The sequence below is a fragment of the Bradyrhizobium sp. genome (assembly GCF_035484855.1).
Lineage (GTDB): Bacteria > Pseudomonadota > Alphaproteobacteria > Rhizobiales > Xanthobacteraceae > Bradyrhizobium.
This window is the reverse complement of sequence record NZ_DATHOP010000246.1, coordinates 38,382-57,952: the sequence shown is the minus strand read 5'-3', so window position 1 is coordinate 57,952 and position 19,571 is coordinate 38,382. Positions and strand designations below refer to the sequence as shown.

Genomic DNA, 19,571 nt, shown 5'->3' with positions numbered 1-19,571 from the left:
AACCGCCGTCATCGCCATCGATGGCGGGCGTTCGAGGCTTGAATGCCTCGAAGCTGCTGGGGGATACATGAACCGCAAATATTTCGGTACCGACGGGATTCGGGGCCGCGCCAACGGGCTGATCACGCCGGAGCTCGCGCTCAAGGTGGGGCAGGCCGCAGGGCTGGTGTTTCAGCGCGGCGATCATCGCCATCGCGTCGTGATCGGCAAGGACACGCGGCTGTCCGGCTACATGATCGAATACGCCATGGTCGCAGGTTTCACCTCGGTCGGTATGGACGTGCTGCTGCTCGGCCCGATTCCGACGCCGGCGGTGGCGATGCTGACCAAGTCGATGCGCGCCGATCTCGGCGTGATGATTTCGGCCTCCCACAATTTGTTCGAGGACAACGGCATCAAACTGTTCGGCCCGCAGGGCTACAAATTGTCCGACGACGTCGAGAAGCAGATCGAGCAATTGCTCGACGAATCGCTCGACAAGAAACTGGCGCAGAGCGCGAGCCTCGGGCGCGCCCGCCGCATCGACGGCGTCCACGACCGCTACATCGAATTCGCCAAGCGCACGCTGCCGCGCGATCTCAGCCTCGACGGCCTGCGCGTGGTGATCGACTGCGCCAATGGCGCCGCCTACAAGGTGGTGCCGGAAGCTTTGTGGGAGCTCGGCGCCGACGTGGTTCCGATCGGCGTCGACCCGGATGGATTCAACATCAACAAGGAATGCGGATCGACCTCGCCGGAGGCGCTCTCGCGCAAGGTGCGGGAGATGCGCGCCGACATCGGGATTGCGCTCGACGGCGATGCCGACCGCGTCATCCTGGTCGACGAGCGCGGCCATCTGGTCGACGGCGACCAGTTGCTCGCGGTGATCGCGCAGAGCTGGAAGGAAGACGGCCGCCTCTCCAAGCACGGCGTGGTCTCGACCGTGATGTCCAATCTGGGACTGGAACGCTTTCTCAATGGTCTGGGGCTGGAGCTGGTGCGCACGCCGGTCGGCGACCGCTATGTGCTCGAGCAGATGCTGAGCCGCGGCTACAATCTCGGCGGCGAGCCCTCCGGCCACATCATCCTGTCGGACTATGCCACTACCGGCGACGGTTTTGTCGCAGCGTTGCAGGTGCTCGCGGTGGTGCAGAAACTTCGCCGCCCGGTGTCGGAGGTCTGCCATCGCTTCGATCCGCTGCCGCAGATCCTCAAGAATGTGCGCTACCGCAGCGGCAAGCCGCTCGACGACGCCGAGGTCCAGTCGGCAATCGTCGCCGGCGAGAAGCGGCTCAACGGCCATGGCCGGCTCCTGGTCCGCTCGTCGGGCACGGAGCCGGTGATTCGCGTGATGGGTGAGGGCGACGACCGCATCCTGGTCGAGGAAGTGGTCGATCACATCGTCACCGCGCTCGGCCAGGCCGCGGCCTGACCGGCTTTCAGGGCGCTCATTATATTCTCTGCGCCGAACCGATTGCGCTTGCGCGGGATCAGGCGCGTCGGATCGCATCCCAGCCATTATCTTATGGCGCTGGTCGGCGGGACGCCGGCATCGTAGTAAACCGGCACAGCATTGGGAATCCATCGGGAATGGCCTCTTGAACCAGTCCATCATTGTCTCCGAAGAAGCGCTGGTCGAGCCGGTGGTGGTATCCGACATAACGCCCGTTTCGGTGGCGGGCAGGGCGGCTGTCGGGCCGGCCTACATCGTGCTCGCCGGCATCAGCTTCTCGCATTTCCTCAACGACACCATGCAGTCGCTGATCGCGTCGGTCTATCCGATCCTGAAAGACAGCTATGCGCTGGACTTCGCGCAGATCGGCCTGATCACGCTGGCGTTCCAGTTCACCGCCTCGCTGTTGCAGCCGGTGGTCGGGCATTTCACCGACAAGAAGGCGCAGCCGTTCTCGCTGGCGATCGGAATGGGGTTCACCTTCTTCGGATTGCTGCTGCTCAGCGCGGCCACCCATTACGGCGTTATTCTCGTGGCTGCCTCGCTGGTGGGCTTGGGATCCGCGGTGTTTCACCCGGAGTCGGCGCGAATCGCGCGGCTCGCCTCCGGCGGACGCTATGGCTTCGCGCAATCGGTGTTTCAGCTCGGCGGCAGTTTTGGCACGTCGATGGGTCCGGTGCTGGCGGCGTTGATCGTGGTGCCGTTCGGGCAACCGAGCATCGCCTGGTTCTCGCTGATCGCGTTCCTGGCGATCGTGATCCTGTGGCGGATCGGTCGCTGGTACCGGCCGCAGATCGCGGCAAAGAAATTCGCCGCCCCCGCGCCGCACCCGGATGCGCCGAGTTCGCGCCGGGTCCTGATCGCATTGGCCGTACTGGTGGCACTGTTGTTCTCCAAGCAGCTCTACGTGTCGAGCCTGTCGAGCTACTACATCTTCTATCTGATCGAGAAATTCCACGTCTCGACCCAGACCGCCCAGCTCTATCTCTTCATCTTCCTCGCCTCGAACGCGGCGGGCGCCTTCATCGGCGGACCGATCGGCGATCGCTTCGGCCGCAAATACGTGATCTGGTGGTCGATCCTCGGCGCGCTGCCGTTCACGCTGGCGCTGCCCTATGCCGGCCTGTACGGAGGCGCAGTGCTGACGGTTTTCATCGGGCTCATCATCTCGTCGACGACGTCCTCGATCATCGTGTTCGCGCAGGAGCTGATGCCGCACCGCTTCGGCATGATTTCCGGCATGTTCTTCGGCGTCGCCTTCGGCATCGGCGGCCTCGGCGCCGCGGTGCTCGGCAAGGTCGCCGACCATACCGGCATCGAATTCGTCTATCAGATCTGCGCGTTCCTGCCGGCGATCGGGCTGCTCGCGGTGTTCCTGCCGAAGCTGCCGCGCGGGGCGCACTGACGCGCCCAGCGCTGCGCCGGATTCACGTCAATAATTTGTTAGCGATTATGGCGAGTCTGCCATCTTTGGCCGTTCGTGTTTCACGGCCGCCAAAAATCTTCGGAGAATATCAACCTTAAGAATTAGGGTTAAGTGGCGCTTAAGCATTTGGTGGCATCGTCCGACCGTGAGTTTTGGATGTGGGGCTTTCGCTATGCCTCACCGGACAAGAGGACGAAGCCAATGCGTAGCGTGAAGTATCTGATGGCCGCCGCCGGTGCGGCATCCCTGTTTTCATCGTCGGCCTTCGCCGCGGACATGCCTTCGATCATGCCGCCCCCGCCGCAGCAGTATTATGCGCCGCCGCCGCAGGATTTCGGCGGCTGGTATCTGCGCGGCGATGTCGGCATCACCGCTCAGCGCGCGACGAACATTTCCAACCCGCTGGATACGACGCTGAACGTCACTGGTCCGAGCTACGCCGGGACTGGCCTGTCCGGCGCGGGAAGCTACGACATCGGCGTCGGTTACATTTTCAATAACTGGCTGCGCGCCGACCTTACCGCGGAATATCGCAATGCGGCCGCGCTGAAGGGTTCGGTCTACGGGCAGTTCAGCGCATTCGGCGGCAATTTCGCCGATGTCGACAACTACAGCGCCAACCTCTCCAGCTTTGTGTTCCTCGCCAACGCCTATGTCGATCTCGGCACCTGGTGGTGCATCACGCCGTTCATCGGTGCAGGTGTCGGTGTGGCGTACAACCATCTCGCCGACTTTCGTGACGACGGCCTGACGACCTTCAACGGCCTCACCGCCGGCACTCAGTTCGCCGCCAACGGCGACAAGACGAGCCTTGCCTGGGCCGCCCATGCCGGTCTCGCCTACCACGTCAACCAGAACCTGACCATCGAACTGGCGTACCGCTATCTCGATCTGGGATCTGCGGTGACGGGTTCCACCAACTTCGCCTATTCGAGCCCGGGCGTGCTCGGCACCCATTCATGGACCGTCAACGACCTGACTTCGCAAGACCTGCGGATCGGCCTGCGCTGGACCTGCTGCGATCTGCCGCCGGCGGCTCCGCCGCCGCTGGTGCGCAAGGGCTGATCGGGCTCGCGATCTCTTAACGATTGCTAACGGCGCGGGATGTTCCCGCGCCGTTTTGCTTTGCGCACGCGGCAGGATCCCGAAAGGCGGCAATCGCTTTTCGGACAACCTCATGCCCATCAAAAAAGTCCCGCGACAACGATTGGTTAAGGTTAACGAGCGATGATCATCGCCAAGTCGGTGGGTTCGATGGGAGCGTTGCGATGCGTGGGTTTCTGCTGGCGGTGGTGATGATCGGAGCAGTGTCGACCGCGCAAGCCGCCGACATGCCCGACCTGTCGGTTCTTCGCGGCAGCGTCCCGCCGAGCCTGAGCAGCGCCACCCGGAACTGGGACGGCTGGTACGCCGGCGGCCAGGTCGGCTACGCGTCGTCGTCGATGGATTTCAGCCAAACCGTCGTCGGCCTGACCAATTTCATCTTTCGCAACAGCGTGCTTCAGCAGCCGACATCGACATGGTCGTTGCTGAACAAGAACAGTCCGCAAGGCTCGGGCTTTGGCGCCTTCGCCGGCCGGAATTATCAATATGACGATCTCGTGTTCGGCTTCGAGGCCAACTACGTCTATTTGAACAAGCTCGCGAGTTCGTCGACGAGTTCGATCTCGCTCGGCATTGTCAATCCGCCGGGCTCCAGTCCGCCACCCAACCACACCTACACCTATGAAACGAGTCTGACCGGCACCGCCGCGCTGCAGATCAAGGACGTGGTGACGTTGCGCGGCCGCGCCGGCTGGGCGACCGGCAATTTCCTGCCCTATTTGTTCGGCGGCGTGGCCGTCGGCCGCATGGACGTCTCCCGCTCGGTGACCACCAACGTGGTGTTGCGCGACGACGCCACCGAGACGGTGACCGACCAGTTCGGCAACACCACGACGATCAACCTGCCGCCGGTCTTCAGCAACATTCCCTCGCTCTCCCAGAGCGACAGCGAAGAGCGAACCAACAGCTTCGTGGCCGGCTGGACCGCCGGTCTCGGCATGGAATACATGCTGTGGGGCAACGTGTTCATGCGGGGCGAGTGGGAATACATCAAGTTCCTGTCGGTGAAGAATACCTCGGTGTCGATGAACAGCCTGCATGCCGGCATCGGCTACAAGTTCTGACACAAGGGACGCCTTGACAGCCGATGACGCGGCTGGTCGGATATCCGCCGGTCGGGGATCGGCGCACCCATGAAAATCTATGGCGACGGCATTTCGGGCAATTGCCTGAAGGTGAAATGGGTCTGCGACGTCCTGGCGCTGCCCTATGAATGGATTGAAGTCGACATCCTCAAGGGCGAGAGCCGGACCCACGAGTTTCTCAAGCTCAATGCAGGCGGGCAGGTGCCGACCGTCGTGCTCGATGACGGCCGCGCGCTGGCGCAGTCCAACGCCATCATTCGCTATCTTGCCCGCGGCAGCGACCTTATCCCGACCGATGCCTATGACGCCGCCAGGATGGACGAGTGGCTGTTCTGGGAACAGTACAGCCACGAACCGTATATCGCGGTGTGCCGCTTCCAGGTCAAATATCAGGGCAAGCCGGCGTCCGAGCTCGATCCGGAAAAAATCAAGCGCGGCTATGCAGCGCTGGCGCGGATGGAGCATCAGCTCGCCGCGTCGCGCTACCTCGTCGGCGAACGCTTCTCGCTCGCCGACGTCGCGCTGCTGGCCTATACCAGGCTGGCGCATGAGGGCGGCTTTCACCTCGACGGCTATGCCTCGTTACGGCGCTGGATCGGCGAGGCCGAGCGCTCGCTTGGGCTGCCGCCTGCGCGTTGAGAGCCTCACGGAACCCGCATGACCGCAATCCCATCCGTCACCATCCATCGCGCCCGCCGCGACGACGTAGGCGCCATCATCGGCATGCTGGCGGACGATGCACTCGGCCGCGCGCGCGAGCGGATCGAAGATCCGCTGCCGCCAAGCTATTTTCAGGCGTTCGAGGCGGTCGAGCGCGATCCCAATATCGAGCTGGTGGTCGCGGAAGATGAAAAGGGCGCCGTGGTCGGCTGCCTGCAGCTCTGCATCCTGCCGGGCTTAAGTTCGCAAGGCGCCTCGCGCGCTCTGATCGAAGACGTTCGCGTCGCCAGCCATTGCCGCGGCCGCGGCATCGGCGAGCAGTTGGTGCAATGGGCGGTCGCGGAAGCGCGCGGCAGGGGTTGCAAGCTGGTCGAGCTGTTGACGCACCAAACCCGCGTCGACGCGCAGCGGTTCTACAAGCGGCTCGGATTTGCGCCGAGCCATGTCGGGATGACGCTGCGGTTTTGACCCGAGCCATCGCCGGGCAACAGATCGCGATCGCAACCGGCGCTGCTTCCCGCGTGTCGATCAAGTGCAAGGAGAAATGCCCGCCATGTCAGCCATCGATCCCCTGACTGCCGCCGCCGTCGTGGTCGCCACCGCCGCCACCGATGCGGTGTACGTCATGTTCACCTCCGCCGTGGTGGCGCGCCGGCGCGTGCCCGCGGCGACCTGGAGCAGCGTCTGGTATCTGCTGTCGTCGTTTGCGGTGATCAGCTACACCGAGAACTGGGTCTATGTCGGTTTTGCCGCGATCGGCTCCTGGCTCGGCGCGTTCGCGAGCATCACCTTTCTGCACCGTCCGCCCGGCGGCCCGCCGGTGGGCGCCGCACCGGAATGAGACATTCATCTATCGTCCGTTGCCATCGCTGCGAAACGCGTTTTGGCATTGGTTCCGGTTAACACGCGATAAACTAATCAGCCGATCGTAATTATTGCGATGGAACGGACCGTGACATGATCGCGTATCCCGTCGGGCTCGGGCAGCTTGGGGACCGCACATGAAAAATTATTCGATTGTCAGGATCGGTAACGAGTACGTGGTGCAGGCGGACGAAAAAAGCGTTCTGAAAATCGCGAGCCGGCGCCGGGCCGCCAAGCTTGTCAGCGATGCAACGGAATTGATGGATCCCGCGAAGGCAACACCGACGCCCTCCGACGTCCACGACTTGCCATCAACGGCCCGTGATCCCCAGGGCATAGCTGATCCCCACGAAGTTCCTTGACGATTCCGGACGATTCCCCTATTGACCGCGGCGGGACACCTCCCCCCAACGGGAGGCTAGCTATCTGGAAGGATAGATCATGACCGTAGCGAAGCCCGCTTCGCGGCCGAACGTGCCGCATTTTTCCTCCGGCCCCTGTGCCAAGCGCCCCGGCTGGAACCCCCAAACTCTCAAAGACGCAGCCCTTGGCCGCTCGCATCGCGCCAAGATCGGTAAAGCGCGGCTCAAGCTCGCGATTGATTTGACGCGCGAGGTGCTGGAAGTGCCGGCCGGCTACCGGATCGGCATCGTGCCGGCGTCCGATACCGGCGCCGTCGAAATGGCGCTGTGGTCGATGCTCGGCGCGCGGCCGGTGACGACGATCGCCTGGGAATCCTTCGGCGAGGGCTGGGTCAGCGACATCGTCAAGGAATTGAAGCTCAAGGACGTCACCAAACTGCATGCGCCCTATGGCGAGCTCCCCGATCTCAGCAAGGTCGATCCTGCTTCCGACATCGTCTTCACCTGGAATGGCACCACCTCGGGCGTGCGCGTCCCCAATGCCGACTGGATAGCCGCTGATCGTGAAGGCCTCACCATTTGCGACGCCACTTCGGCGGCATTCGCGCAAAAGCTCGACTGGCCGAAGCTCGATGTGGTGACGTTCTCCTGGCAGAAGGCGCTGGGCGGCGAGGCTGCGCATGGCATGCTGGTACTCAGCCCGCGCGCGGTGGAGCGGCTGGAGACCTACAAGCCGGCCTGGCCGCTGCCAAAGATCTTCCGCATGACCAAGGGCGGCAAGCTCAACGAAGGCATCTTCGAGGGCGAAACCATCAACACGCCGTCGATGCTGTGCGTCGAGGATTATCTCGACACGCTGAACTGGGCGAAGTCGATCGGCGGCCTGAAGGCCCTGATGGCGCGCGCCGACGCCAACACCAAGGCGCTCGCCGACTGGAAGGCGAAAACGCCGTGGATCGATTTCCTGGCCAAGGATCCAGCCGTGCGTTCCAACACCTCGGTGTGCATGAAGGTGGTCGATCCCGCCATCACCTCGCTGACCGCGGACGCGCAGGCGGATTTTTCCAAGAAGCTGGTTGCGCTGGTGGAAAAGGAAGGCGCCGGCTACGACTTCGCGCATTACCGCGACGCGCCGGCGGGCCTGCGCATCTGGTGCGGCGCCACGGTGGAAGCAAAAGACGTCGCGCTGTTGACGCAATGGATCGACTGGGCTTTCGCCGAGATGAAGTCGACGCTCGCCAAGGCGGCGTGAGTTTTCTCCTTCATCCCCATCATCGTCGTGGCCGGGCTTGACCCGGCCATCTATCGAAAGAGATGGACTCCCGGGTCAAGCCCGGGTGTGACGATTTTAAAATGTATCGTCCATCAAAGGACCACTCCATATGACGAAGCCAAAAGTTCTCATTTCCGACGCGCTGTCGCCCGCCGCCGTGCAGATTTTCAGGGATCGCGGCATCGAGGTGGATTTCCAGCCCAATCTCGGCAAGGACAAGGACAAGCTCGCCGAGATCATCGGCAATTACGACGGGCTTGCGATCCGCTCCGCCACCAAGGCCACCGCGAAGATCCTGGAAAGGGCGACGCGGCTGAAGGTGATCGGCCGCGCCGGCATCGGCGTCGACAATGTCGAGATTCCGGCGGCGACGGCAAAAGGCATCATCGTGATGAACACGCCGTTTGGCAATTCGATCACCACCGCCGAGCACGCCATCACGCTGATGCTGGCGCTGGCGCGCGAAATTCCGCAGGCCGATGCCTCGACCCAGGCCGGCAAGTGGGAGAAGAACCGCTTCATGGGCGTCGAGATCACCGGCAAGACGCTCGGCATCGTCGGCTGCGGCAATATCGGCTCGATCGTCGCCGACCGCGCGCTCGGCCTGCGCATGAAGGTGATCGCGTTCGACCCGTTCCTGTCGCCGGAGCGCGCCAAGGATATCGGCGTCGAAAAGGTCGATCTCGACGAGCTGTTCAAGCGCGCCGATTTCATCACGCTGCATACGCCGCTGACCGAGAAAACCAAAAACATCATCGACGCCGGCGCCCTTGCAAAAATGAAAAAAGGCGTGCGCATCATCAATTGCGCGCGTGGGGGGCTGGTCGACGAGCAGGCACTGGTCGATGCGCTCAATTCCAAGCAGGTCGCGGGCGCTGCCTTCGACGTCTTCGTCGAGGAGCCGGCCACCTCCAACGTGCTGTTCGGCCATCCCAACGTGATCTGCACGCCGCATCTGGGGGCTGCCACCACCGAGGCGCAGGAGAACGTGGCGCTGCAGGTCGCCGAGCAGATGTCGGACTATCTGTTGAGCGGCGCGATTTCCAATGCGGTCAATTTTCCTTCGATCACCGCGGAAGAGGCGCCAAAACTGCGCCCGTTTATCGAGCTTGCCGAAAAGCTCGGCTCGTTCGCGGGCCAGCTCACCGAGAGCGGCATCCTCAAGGTGCAGATCACCTATGAGGGCCATGTCGCGGAGATGAAGATCAAGGCGCTGACCTCGGCGGCGCTGTCGGGCCTGCTGCGGCCGATGCTGGGCGACGTCAACGTGGTTTCGGCCCCCGTCGTGGCCAAGGAGCGCGGCATGGTGGTCGACGAGATTGTCCGCGCGGCGCAGAGCGACTACGAAAGCCTGATCACGGTGACGGTGACGACCGAGCGGCAGGAGCGCTCGGTGTCGGGCACGGTCTACGCCGACGGCAAGCCGCGGCTGGTCGACATCAAGGGCATCCGGGTCGATGCCGAATTCGGCAAGTCGATGATCTACATTACCAACGAGGACAAGCCCGGCTTCATCGGCCATTTTGCAGGGTTACTCGGCGACGCCAAAATCAACATCGCGACCTTCCATCTCGGCCGCAACAAGCCGGGCGGCGACGCCATCGCGCTGGTCGAGGTCGACGGCGCGGTGCCGGCGGCCGTGCTCGCCAAGGTGCAGGCGCTGCCGCAGGTCAAGCAGGCCAAGGCGCTGGTGTTCTGACGACGGGCTCTTTACCCTCCCCTGGAGGGGAATATTATACTTGCCAAACCCATACCCTAGAGGGAGCGGTTTGAGAAAGACCTAAAGAAGATAGCGAAGGCGAAGCCTTCAAAGGGGCCAACATTAGCCAGCGTACAAAAGAGATACTGCTCTACGTTTTCTGTGCCGCCCTTGTGGCGAGCGTCCCAGTGTATTTCCACTACCATCAATTCCACTGGTGGCTGCTTATTGGGCCCGCGATTGGCACGCCCTTGGCGGTTATCGCCTCCCGTCGTCAGAAGCATTGGGACGATCTTCGTCGTCAGCGACAGTTCAGTGATGCAAAAGCCGCCGAGCAAGACCCTTCAAACTAGGCCCCGCTGCTGTTTTCAAATTAGGCCACTAGGGTCGAAACAGACCGGTACCGATCACAGTGGGTTTGCCAACTCTTATATTCACCTCCAGGGGAGGGTGAAGCAATTTTCCGCTACCCGTCGATCCGTCGCCGCGGCCCCGCCATGGCGGCGCCATACGGATACCTCAATCGAACAAGTTCCTTCGTCGCAGCGTCTCACGATCATGGTGAGACCGTATTCACGCGTCCGGGCGAACCAGACCGATCAGGTTCCGCGGCCGACGCAAAGCAATTTTGCGGGAGGGAATATCATGCGAACCATTGCCAACAGTCTTGTCACCACGAGTCTCCTCGTTATGGCGGTCTTCGCCGTGCCGGCGCGGGCGGCCGACGTCGACGCCACCTCGACAGTCGATGCGGTTACCGTTTATCCCGACGGCGCCAGCGTCACGCGCGTCATCACCGCCGATCTGGCTTCGGGCGACAACACGCTGGTGGCGAAGGATTTCCCGCTGACGCTCGATCCGGCCTCGCTGCGGGTCGAGGGCGAGGCAGGTGCCAAACTCACGATCGGCGCCATCGATACAAGGCCGCCGCGCGCGGCGCCGCCGGTCAATCTGCCGGAGCTCGACAAGCGCATCGAAGCATTGAAGGACGAACGCGCCAATCTTGCCGACGCGATCGAGGCCGCAAGCGCCCGCCGCAAATTCGCCGAGCGTTTTGCGGATGCCTCTCCGGCTGGCCTGGGCGAGAAGGGCGAGGCGCGTCCGCTTGCCGAGTGGCGTGCGGCCTTTGCTGCCGTGGCCGAGGAAGTGGCCGCAGCCGACGCTGCGATCCGCGACGCGGAACGCAAGCAGCGCGACATCGACCGTGACATCGCGCGGCTCGAAACCGACCGTGCGGCCAAGCCGCCGAGCAAGCTCGAGGTCCGGATCGATCTCGCTTCGCAAGCCGCGACCAAGGTAACGCTGCGGGTGACCTACGCCGTGCGCAACGCGCGCTGGATGCCGCTCTATGACGCCAGGCTCGACACCGGCGCCAGCGACCGCAAGCCCGTGCTCGAGCTGGTGCGCCGCGCCGAGATCACCCAGACCACGGGAGAGGACTGGTCGAATGTCGCACTCGCCGTCTCGACCGTGCGCACCGCCCGCGGCGGCAGCGCGCCCGAACTTGGCTCGCTGATCGTGCAGTACCCGGACGCGCCGAGGTCGATAGCCAGCGCTTTCTCGGATACGACGAAGCTTCGTTCGATGCAGCTGCAGGAAGAGCCGGCGCCGGGGCCGGCGGGGCTCGCGCCCGCGCAACGCGCCGACGAGCAGCAGGCCAAGGTGGAAGTCGGCGGCTTCCAGGTGACCTTCAGGATCCCCGGCCGCGTCAGCCTCGGCGCCAGCGAGGGTGCCAAGAGCCTGCGCGTGTCGACAGCGACCATTGCGCCCGATCTCGTGGTACGCTCGGTGCCGGTCAGGGATCCGACTGCATTTCTCGAAGCCAGCTTCAAGCAGAGCGAGGACGCGCCGCTGTTGCCGGGTCGGGTCTCGATCTATCGTGACGGCACCTTCGTCGGCCGTACCCAGATGGCGGCGGCCGGCAAGGACGAGACGGTGCGGCTCGGTTTTGGCGCCGACGACAAGGTCAAGATCGAGCGCTCCGTGGTCAAACGCAACGAGGGATCGGCCGGGCTGATCGTGACGACCTCGAAGACCGACGAACGCGCGTTCAAGACCACGGTGCGCAACGGCCACGATTTCCCGATCCGGATCGCGATCCAGGATCAGCTGCCGGTCAGCGAGAACGAGGATATCCAGGTCGAGATGCTGCCGTCGACGACGTCTCCGACCGCGACCGATGTGCATGACCGCCGCGGCGTGCTGGAATGGGCGTTCGAGGCCAAGCCCGGCGAGGCGAGGGACATCGCGTTCGCCTGGCGGATGCGCTGGCCCAAGGACAAGGGGGTCGTCATGATCCCGGCGGGGTGACGCCGGCCTTGACCGGCGGATGACTTCCCGGCCGTGCTCGGCAAGGCGCGGGCGCTGCCGGCGCCGTCGCGCCGGCCGCCCGCTCGATTGTATTCGCGTAGTTTTACGGAAGCCAAAATTTACCGAAAGTTGGAAACGCGGAGGTTACCGCTTGAGGGGAGCGCTCTTGGTTAGCGCGAGGACGACGGGCGTTTGTCCGCGGGGAACCCATCATGAGCAGCTTTGCTTTCCGGCTAACTCACAAGATTTCGGCGATTGGCGTCATCGGAGTGATTGGCGTCGTTCTGGTGGGCGGCATCCATTTGTACGGCGAGGCCGCGACGGCGGTCTATGGCGATGCGGCTGAAAACGCGCGAGCGATCTTTGAATTGAACAGCAGGATCGAGGTTGAATTGCTCGAAGCTCGGCGAGCCGAGAAGGACTTCCTGCTTCGCAATGACGCCGGGAGGGCCGATAGCCAGATCGAGATCGGCAAATCCGTGGTCGCCGACATCGACGCGCTTCACGGAAAAATAGCTGCGATCGGAAAGCCGGAACTGGCGCGTCAAACCGAGGCCATGAGCGAGTCGCTAAAGCAGTATCAGGCGCATTTTGTGGCGGTCGTCGAACAGAAGCGGCGGCTCGGATTGGACGAGAATTCGGGTCTCGAAGGGCAACTGCGCAAGTCGGTTCACGAGATCGAATCACAGGTCGATCAACTTCATCAGCCCGCACTTCTGACAACCATGCTGATGATGCGCCGCCATGAGAAGGATTTCATGTTGCGGCGCGACCGCAAATATGGCGACGAAATGAAGCAGCGCGCGTCGGAATTCACCGCCGGGATCGAGAACGCTGAGATACCAGCGGCCGCAAAGACCGAGCTCAGACAAAAGCTTTCCGACTATCAGCGCGACTTTTTTGCCTGGATGGAGACTGCCCTGGCGCTCGCCGGCGAGCTGAAGGCGACGTCGGATTCGTTTTCGGCCGTCGAGCCGGTCATCGCGGCGGTATCAAAGTCGGTCAACGACATCAGGTCCCAGGCCGAACAGTCAAACATCGCGGAGCGCGACAGCGTTCAGCGGCAGATCGAGATTGCTATCCTGCTGATCGCCTCCCTGGTGCTGGGGGCGGGGTTCTTCATCGGAAGATCGGTTTCCAGGCCATTGTCCGCCATGACTGCCGCCATGGTCGAGCTCGCAAAGGGCAATTTCGCGGTTGTCCTGCCGGGACTTGGCCGCGCCGATGAAATCGGCGAGATCGCGCAGGCGGTCGAAACCTTCAAGATCAATGCGGAGCAGAAGGCGCGCGACGAAGTCGAAGCCAGCATCAGGCAGGATCAGGCCGTGGCCCAGCGGCGCAAGGCCGACATGATCAAGCTCGCGGACGATTTCGAAAACGCGGTCGGCGAAATCGTCGAAACCGTTTCGTCGGCCTCCACGGAACTCGAGGCCTCCGCCTCGACGCTGACCTCGACCGCCCTTCATTCCCAGGAACTCGCAACCAAGGTCGCCGCGGCGTCCGAGGAGGCCTCCACCAATGTGCAGTCGGTGGCCTCGGCCACGGAAGAACTGACCTCGTCGGTCAACGAGATCAGCCGCCAGGTGCAGGAATCGGCACGGATGGCCAATGAGGCGGTCGACCAGGCGCGCGAGACCAACAATCGCGTCGGCGAATTGTCGAAGGCGGCAGCCCGCATCGGCGACGTCGTCGAACTGATCAACACCATTGCCGGGCAGACCAATCTGCTGGCGCTGAACGCCACCATCGAGGCGGCGCGTGCCGGCGAAGCCGGCCGCGGCTTCGCGGTGGTGGCTTCCGAGGTCAAGGCGCTGGCCGAGCAGACCGCGAAGGCGACCGGCGAGATCGGCCAGCAGATCGCCGGCATCCAGTCGGCGACCCAGGAATCGGTGAACGCCATCCAGGAAATCAGCGGCACCATCGAGAAATTGTCGGAGATTTCCTCGACCATTGCAGCTGCGGTGGAAGAGCAGGGCGCCGCCACCCAGGAAATCTCCCGCAACGTCCAGCAGGCGGCGCAGGGCACGATGGAGGTGAGCTCTCACATCGCCGACGTGCAGCGCGGCTCAAGCGAGACCGGATCAGCCTCGTCGCAGGTTCTGTCCGCGGCGCAGTCGCTGTCCGGCGACTCTAACCGCCTTAAGCTCGAAGTCGGAAAATTCCTCAATTCGGTGCGCGTCGCCTGACAACGGACCGGTGGAGCCCGATCGAACGGCGGCAGGTGACGGCGAGCGGCGGTGCGTGTCCTGAAATTGGTCAGACGCCGCTGGTGTCGGCGACGCCCCAGCATTTCCATTGCTCGGCATGGTCGGCCGGATACCGTTACGCCACTGGGTTATGCTGCATCCGAAGCGCCCGGCAAACCAGCGCGCCATCGCGCTTTGCGCAGAGAAGCCCAGCAGTTCGGCTATTCCCGCCAGGGGCCGGTCACTGTCCTCGATCAGCCGCATGACGAGTTCTGCACGCTGCGCGTCCAGAATTGCTGAAAAGCTCGTGCCGCAATCGGAGAGATGCCGATGGACGGTGCGTCGATTGCACCCGAGATGTTCGGCAACGCGTTCTATCGTGCAATATCCGCCGGGCAGCAGGGTGCGCACCAATTCGCTGACCTTGGCGTCCCAATTGTCGGGCCGGATGTCCATGGTTTCGATGCGGCTTTGCACGTAGCGGGCGATCTGGGGATGCGCGGTCGGGATTGGATGATCCAGATCATCGGCGGAGTACACAATGGCGTCGAAATCGGAATCGAAACTGACGTCGCAGCCAAAGAAATACCGGTAATATTTCCGGCTGCGCGGCGGAGAATGGGCGAAGTGAACCTCGAGCGGGCGCCAATCCGCGTGGAACAGGGAACGGATGACGCGATAAATGGTCCCGACAGCCAATTCCGTCGACTGGCGCGTGGCGCGCTGGCGTTCGCCGCGCAGCAGGAACACCAGCGTGACGATGTCATTCACCCGTTCGATGCGCAGGCGCATCGCTTCATTGTGAATGTGGATATAGCGCGATAGTGCCTCAATGGCCGCCCCCACCGTTGCCTGCTCGCGGACGATCAGCCCGACCGGTCCGAGGTTGGAAAGGTCGCCGCGGTCGGCCATTCGCAGCGCAAACTCGTCGATGCCGGACGCTTCGGCGGAGTCTTCGAGCAGGCGGCGGACGCCGCCGATTGCGACGCGCATGTCCTGTTGGTCAAGGCAGGCAAGCGGAAGCCTGACTTTTCTCAGCATCTTCCTGGGGTCGAGGCCCACCGACCGCGCGATTTCGGCATAGCGCGTCAGGCAGGCGCTGCGAATCAGGTCCGTCATCGCACGTATCCCGGCAATGTCCCCAATTGTAAAACAAATGTCCCGATCGGTCAAACGACGAGGGGCGTCCTCAGGTAGATTTACGCTCGAACGACCGACGTATCCGGCGCGAAAATGCCCGGGCTTGATTTTTGAAGCACGCATACGTCGCCCGGTTCAATTCCATGAAGTGCCGACGATGGCCATTTCAAATCGATGGACTTGCATGCCTTGCAGGAGGCCTGCGGCCTCAATCCGTATCGGGATATTCCAATGCACGTTTCAGACATCCTTCTCGAATGCGCCAGAGAGTGCGCGCGACTCTCCCGCCAATGCCGGGACAAGCGGGTTGGGCTCGCCCTGTTTGAAGTGTCGGCGCGGCTGTTTTCAGCAGCCCTTGGGCAGGCCGAATTGGCCACGGACGACAGCCTGGCCACGCCGCGGCCGGCCCTGCACGTCGTTTCCGGTGCCGGAGAATAAGTCATGGGGTGGAACGGGGCTTCCCGGGGCGAGATATTCGTTCTGGACGACGATGCGGCGTTGCGAGAGACCTTGTCACTCGCTCTGCAGGAAGAGGGCTACGACGTGATCTGCTTTGCGGACGGCGCGGCTCTGCTGTCGCTGGCACGGAATCGCGTGCCGGCCTGCATCTTCATCGAAGTGCGTCTTCCCGGGAAATCCGGACTCGATATTCTGAAGAAACTGCGCGCGGAGGATTATCCCTCGCCGATCTTCATTATTTCGGGACAGGGCGACATTCCGATGGCGGTCGACGCGATCAGGAACGGCGCGCTTGATTTCATTGAAAAGCCGCACCCCATCTGCGAGATCGTCGCGCCGGTCAAGGCGGTGATCGCCACGCTTCCACAACTCCGCGGGAGCGACGGCCGTTTGAAAATCCCGCCGCTGCATATGCCGGGGCGTGAACCCCTGACCCGCAGGGAACGCGAGGTGTTGGCGCAACTGGTCGTCGTGGCAACCAACAAGGAAGCCGCGCGACAGCTTGGGTTAAGTCCGCGAACGATCGAAGGCCATCGATCGAACATCATGAAGAAGGTGGGCGTGCGGAACGCGGCCGAACTCATTCACCGCATGCTCAGCGAGAACCCGGGTTCCAAGCCCTGGTGGGAAGGATCGGCGGAGTCCCGAGGGGCCTGACATCGCTTGGCGGCTTCTGGCGATTGGACCGTCTGTCGATTTATGATTTGGCGCGCGATCCGACTCGAAATCGGCTACCACTCTTGCTGATCGCGCGGCCCGCGATCGGGAGGAGCCATCCGATGACCTACCAGCACATTCTCGTCGACGATCCCCGCCCGCGGGTGCGGCGCATCACCCTGAACCGGCCGGAAAAACGCAACGCGCTGAACAACCGTCTGCGCGCCGAAATGTTCGAGGTGCTGGAAGCGGCCGATCGCGATCCCGGTGTCTCGATCACGATCCTGCGCGGCGCCGGTCCGTGTTTTTCCGCAGGCTATGACCTGTCGTCGAATAATTCGGTGGACCAGCCCTATCATTCGGCGGCGGGGCCGGGGCAATGGTCGCGGCATGTGGTCGAAGGCTGGTTTTCGATCTGGGATCTGGCAAAGCCCGTGGTCGCGCAGGTGCACGGCTATTGCCTCGCAGGCGGTACCGAACTCGCCACCGCCTGCGACGTGGTCTACGTCGCCGACGATGCCCAGATCGGATACCCACCGGTGCGGCTGATGAGCCCGCCGGATATGCAATATCATCCCTGGCTGGTCGGCATGCGCCGCGCCATGGAGCTGATGCTGACGGGAGACGCGATGTCCGGCCGCGAGGCCGCCGAATGGGGCTTTGCGACGCGCTCGTTTCCGCTTGCCGAACTCGAACAACGCACGCTCGATTTCGCCGAGCGCGCGGCGAAAGTGCCGGTCGAGTTGCAGCAGCTCAACAAGCGCTCGGTGCATCGCGCGATGGAGATCATGGGCGCACGCGCCGCGATGCGCGCCGGCACCGAAATCCAGGCGCTGGCCTTCACCACGGAAGCGAGCCGGAATTACATGTCGACGTTCCGCCGCGACGGCGGCAGCGTCAAGACACAGCTCGACCAGCGCGATACGACATTCGGCGATTACCGGACAAAAAAGGAATAGCTCACTCCTTCACCGCGCCGGTTAGCGACGACACGTAATAATCGACGAACAGCGAGTAGAAGATCGCGACCGGCAGCGAGCCGAGCAGCGAGCCCGCCATCAGCGCGCCCCATTGATAGACGTCGCCGGAGACGAGTTCGGTCAGGATCGCGACCGGGACGGTCTTGTTGGCGCTGCTCTGGATGAAGGCGAGCGCGTAGATGAACTCGTTCCACGACAGCGTAAAACTGAAGATGCCGGCCGAGATCAGGCCGGGCACGGCCAGCGGCAGCGTGATCCGCCACAGGATCTGCAGTCGCGTGGCGCCGTCGACCAGCGCGCACTCCTCGAGCTCGTAGGGAATCGATTTGAAATAGCCGATCAGCAGCCAGGTGCAGAACGGCACCAGGAAGGTCGGATAGACCAGGATCAGCGCAAGCGGACTGTCGAACAGCCCGAACTGCACCACCACGGTTGCGAGCGGAATGAACAGGATCGACGGCGGCACCAGATAGGCGAGATAGATGCCGAGCCCGACATAGGGGCTGCCGCGGAAGCGCAGGCGTTCGATAGCATAGGCCGCGAGCGTGCTCGAGAACAGCGAAAGAAAGGTGGCGCCGATTGCGACCGACATCGTCGTCAACAGCCAGCGCGGATAGGCGGTCTCGAACAGGAGATGTTTGATGTGGGCGAGCGTCGGCGAGGAGATCCAGAACGGATTGTGATCCCTGTAGTTCAGCAGTTCCGCGTTCGGCTTGAACGAGGTGATCGTCATCCAGTAGAACGGAAACAGCAGGATCAGGACGAAGCAGGACAGCGGCAGGTAGATCATCACCATCCGCCGTGCCCGCGAATCCCACTCCATGGTTTCGGGCGTGGCGCTGGCGAGATTGCCTGATTGCGCCGATGGCGCGAGCGCCTCAGTCATTGGCCTCTCCCTGCTGCCACTTGCGGCGCGCCAGGCCAAAATAGGAGAACAGCGTCGCGAACACGAGGAACGGGATCATCGAGACCGCGATCGCGGCGCCCTCGCCGAGTTCGCCGCCGGCGATGCCGCGCTGGAACGCCAGCGTCGCCAGCAAATGCGTGGAGTTGATCGGCCCACCGCGGGTGATGGCGTAGACCAGCTGGAAATCGGTGAAGGTGAAGATGATCGAGAACGTCATCACGATTGCCAGTATAGGGAGCATCATCGGAAAGGTGATGTAACGAAATCGCTGCCAGGCGCTGGCGCCGTCCAGCATCGCCGCCTCGTAGAGCGACGGCGAGATGGTCTGCAGGCCCGCGAGCAACGATATCGCAACAAAGGGAATGCCGCGCCAGATGTTGGCGGCGATCAGCGAGAAGCGCGCCGGCCAGGGGCTGCCGAGGAAGTCGACATTGGTCGAGCGGACGTGCAGCACGTCGACGAGAAGATAGGAGATGATGGAGAACTGCGGATCGTAGATCCACCAGAACGCCAGCGCCGACAGCACAGTCGGCACGATCCAGGGCAATAGCACGATGGCGCGCAGGATGCTCTTGAACGGAAAGTGATTGTTCAACAGCAGCGCCAGCCAGAAGCCGAGCGCGAATTTTCCGAAAGTGGCGACCGCCGTATAGAACACGCTGTAAAACACCGCGTTCCACCACAAGGGATCGGTCAGCAGATACTGGAAGTTTTCGAGGCCGATGAAATGGCCGCGGCGGCCGATAGTGGTGTCGGTGAAGGCGAGCCAGATGCCTAAGCCCAGCGGATAGGTCAGGAATACCGCGAGCAGGCCGATCGCGGGTGTGAGACATACGACGATCAGGAACGGCTTGTAGTCGAACAGCCGCACCAGCCAGCCGGGCTGCTGCTGGACCACGCCTCTTGATGGTAGCGTCGTTACCGACATCGAATGTTTGTCCTGAGTGTCTTGGTCATTCCGGGGCGATGCGAAGCATCGAACCCGGAATCTCGAGATTCCGGGTCTGGTCCTTCGGACCATCCCGGA

General features: G+C 62.9%; 18 protein-coding genes. 15 read left to right on the top strand and 3 right to left on the bottom strand.

From position 1 onward, the window contains the following. The first annotated feature begins 67 nt into the window (after positions 1-67). The 12 genes from glmM to VK804_RS28485 all read left to right on the top strand — a co-directional run bounded on the left by glmM (position 68) and on the right by VK804_RS28485 (position 14,401). Positions 68-1,411, top strand: coding sequence for a phosphoglucosamine mutase (glmM, locus tag VK804_RS28540; protein ID WP_325376466.1), 1,344 nt, complete (start codon positions 68-70; stop codon positions 1,409-1,411). A gap of 166 nt (positions 1,412-1,577) precedes the next feature. After that, on the top strand, positions 1,578-2,837 hold the full coding sequence (locus tag VK804_RS28535) for an MFS transporter (RefSeq protein WP_325376460.1): 1,260 nt from the start codon (positions 1,578-1,580) through the stop codon (positions 2,835-2,837). Positions 2,838-3,059: 222 nt separating this feature from the next. After that, positions 3,060-3,923, top strand: a complete 864-nt coding sequence (locus VK804_RS28530) for an outer membrane protein (protein ID WP_325376458.1) — start codon at positions 3,060-3,062, stop codon at positions 3,921-3,923. Positions 3,924-4,126: 203 nt separating this feature from the next. Beyond that, on the top strand, positions 4,127-5,026 hold the full coding sequence (locus VK804_RS28525; protein WP_325376456.1) for an outer membrane protein: 900 nt from the start codon (positions 4,127-4,129) through the stop codon (positions 5,024-5,026). A gap of 69 nt (positions 5,027-5,095) precedes the next feature. Then, positions 5,096-5,686: a glutathione S-transferase family protein gene (locus VK804_RS28520; protein ID WP_325376454.1), complete on the top strand. Its 591-nt coding sequence runs from the start codon at positions 5,096-5,098 to the stop codon at positions 5,684-5,686. 18 nt (positions 5,687-5,704) lie between these two features. Next, complete coding sequence (locus VK804_RS28515) at positions 5,705-6,175, top strand: GNAT family N-acetyltransferase (RefSeq protein ID WP_325376452.1); 471 nt, start codon at positions 5,705-5,707, stop codon at positions 6,173-6,175. Between the two features lie 85 nt (positions 6,176-6,260). Next, entirely contained in the window at positions 6,261-6,548 is a 288-nt protein-coding gene (locus VK804_RS28510) for a hypothetical protein (protein WP_325376450.1), read from the top strand. A gap of 160 nt (positions 6,549-6,708) precedes the next feature. Beyond that, the gene (locus VK804_RS28505) at positions 6,709-6,933 is read left to right on the top strand and encodes a hypothetical protein (RefSeq protein WP_325376448.1); all 225 of its coding nucleotides are present in this window, start codon (positions 6,709-6,711) and stop codon (positions 6,931-6,933) included. 79 nt (positions 6,934-7,012) lie between these two features. Beyond that, a complete protein-coding gene (locus tag VK804_RS28500) occupies positions 7,013-8,185 on the top strand; it encodes a phosphoserine transaminase (RefSeq protein ID WP_325376446.1) in 1,173 nt (390 codons plus the stop codon). A gap of 130 nt (positions 8,186-8,315) precedes the next feature. Further along, positions 8,316-9,905 carry a phosphoglycerate dehydrogenase gene (gene serA / locus VK804_RS28495; protein WP_325376444.1) on the top strand — a complete coding sequence of 530 codons (1,590 nt, stop codon included), beginning with the start codon at positions 8,316-8,318 and terminating at the stop codon, positions 9,903-9,905. 645 nt (positions 9,906-10,550) lie between these two features. Continuing rightward, positions 10,551-12,215: a mucoidy inhibitor MuiA family protein gene (locus tag VK804_RS28490; RefSeq protein WP_325376442.1), complete on the top strand. Its 1,665-nt coding sequence runs from the start codon at positions 10,551-10,553 to the stop codon at positions 12,213-12,215. 212 nt (positions 12,216-12,427) lie between these two features. Beyond that, positions 12,428-14,401: a HAMP domain-containing methyl-accepting chemotaxis protein gene (locus VK804_RS28485; protein WP_325376440.1), complete on the top strand. Its 1,974-nt coding sequence runs from the start codon at positions 12,428-12,430 to the stop codon at positions 14,399-14,401. On the opposite strand, the gene VK804_RS28480 is transcribed toward VK804_RS28485, so the two are convergent. Then, positions 14,297-15,520, bottom strand: coding sequence for an AraC family transcriptional regulator (locus tag VK804_RS28480; protein ID WP_325376439.1), 1,224 nt, complete (start codon positions 15,518-15,520; stop codon positions 14,297-14,299). The genes VK804_RS28485 and VK804_RS28480 overlap by 105 nt on opposite strands. Before the next feature lie 252 nt (positions 15,521-15,772). Between VK804_RS28480 and VK804_RS28475 the strand changes: the two genes are divergently transcribed. From VK804_RS28475 to VK804_RS28465, 3 genes are all read left to right on the top strand, one after another. Then, a complete protein-coding gene (locus tag VK804_RS28475) occupies positions 15,773-15,979 on the top strand; it encodes a hypothetical protein (protein ID WP_325376437.1) in 207 nt (68 codons plus the stop codon). A gap of 3 nt (positions 15,980-15,982) precedes the next feature. Continuing rightward, the gene (locus tag VK804_RS28470; RefSeq protein ID WP_325376435.1) at positions 15,983-16,657 is read left to right on the top strand and encodes a response regulator transcription factor; all 675 of its coding nucleotides are present in this window, start codon (positions 15,983-15,985) and stop codon (positions 16,655-16,657) included. Positions 16,658-16,779: 122 nt separating this feature from the next. Further along, positions 16,780-17,616 (top strand): enoyl-CoA hydratase-related protein, encoded by an 837-nt coding sequence (locus VK804_RS28465; protein WP_325376433.1) that lies wholly within the window; start codon positions 16,780-16,782, stop codon positions 17,614-17,616. A gap of 1 nt (position 17,617) precedes the next feature. Here the strand turns inward: VK804_RS28465 and VK804_RS28460 are convergent, their stop codons facing one another. Continuing rightward, positions 17,618-18,460 (bottom strand): carbohydrate ABC transporter permease, encoded by an 843-nt coding sequence (locus VK804_RS28460; RefSeq protein WP_414642860.1) that lies wholly within the window; start codon positions 18,458-18,460, stop codon positions 17,618-17,620. A gap of 55 nt (positions 18,461-18,515) precedes the next feature. Next, positions 18,516-19,472 carry a sugar ABC transporter permease gene (locus VK804_RS28455; protein ID WP_325376429.1) on the bottom strand — a complete coding sequence of 319 codons (957 nt, stop codon included), beginning with the start codon at positions 19,470-19,472 and terminating at the stop codon, positions 18,516-18,518. Positions 19,473-19,571 lie beyond the last annotated feature (99 nt).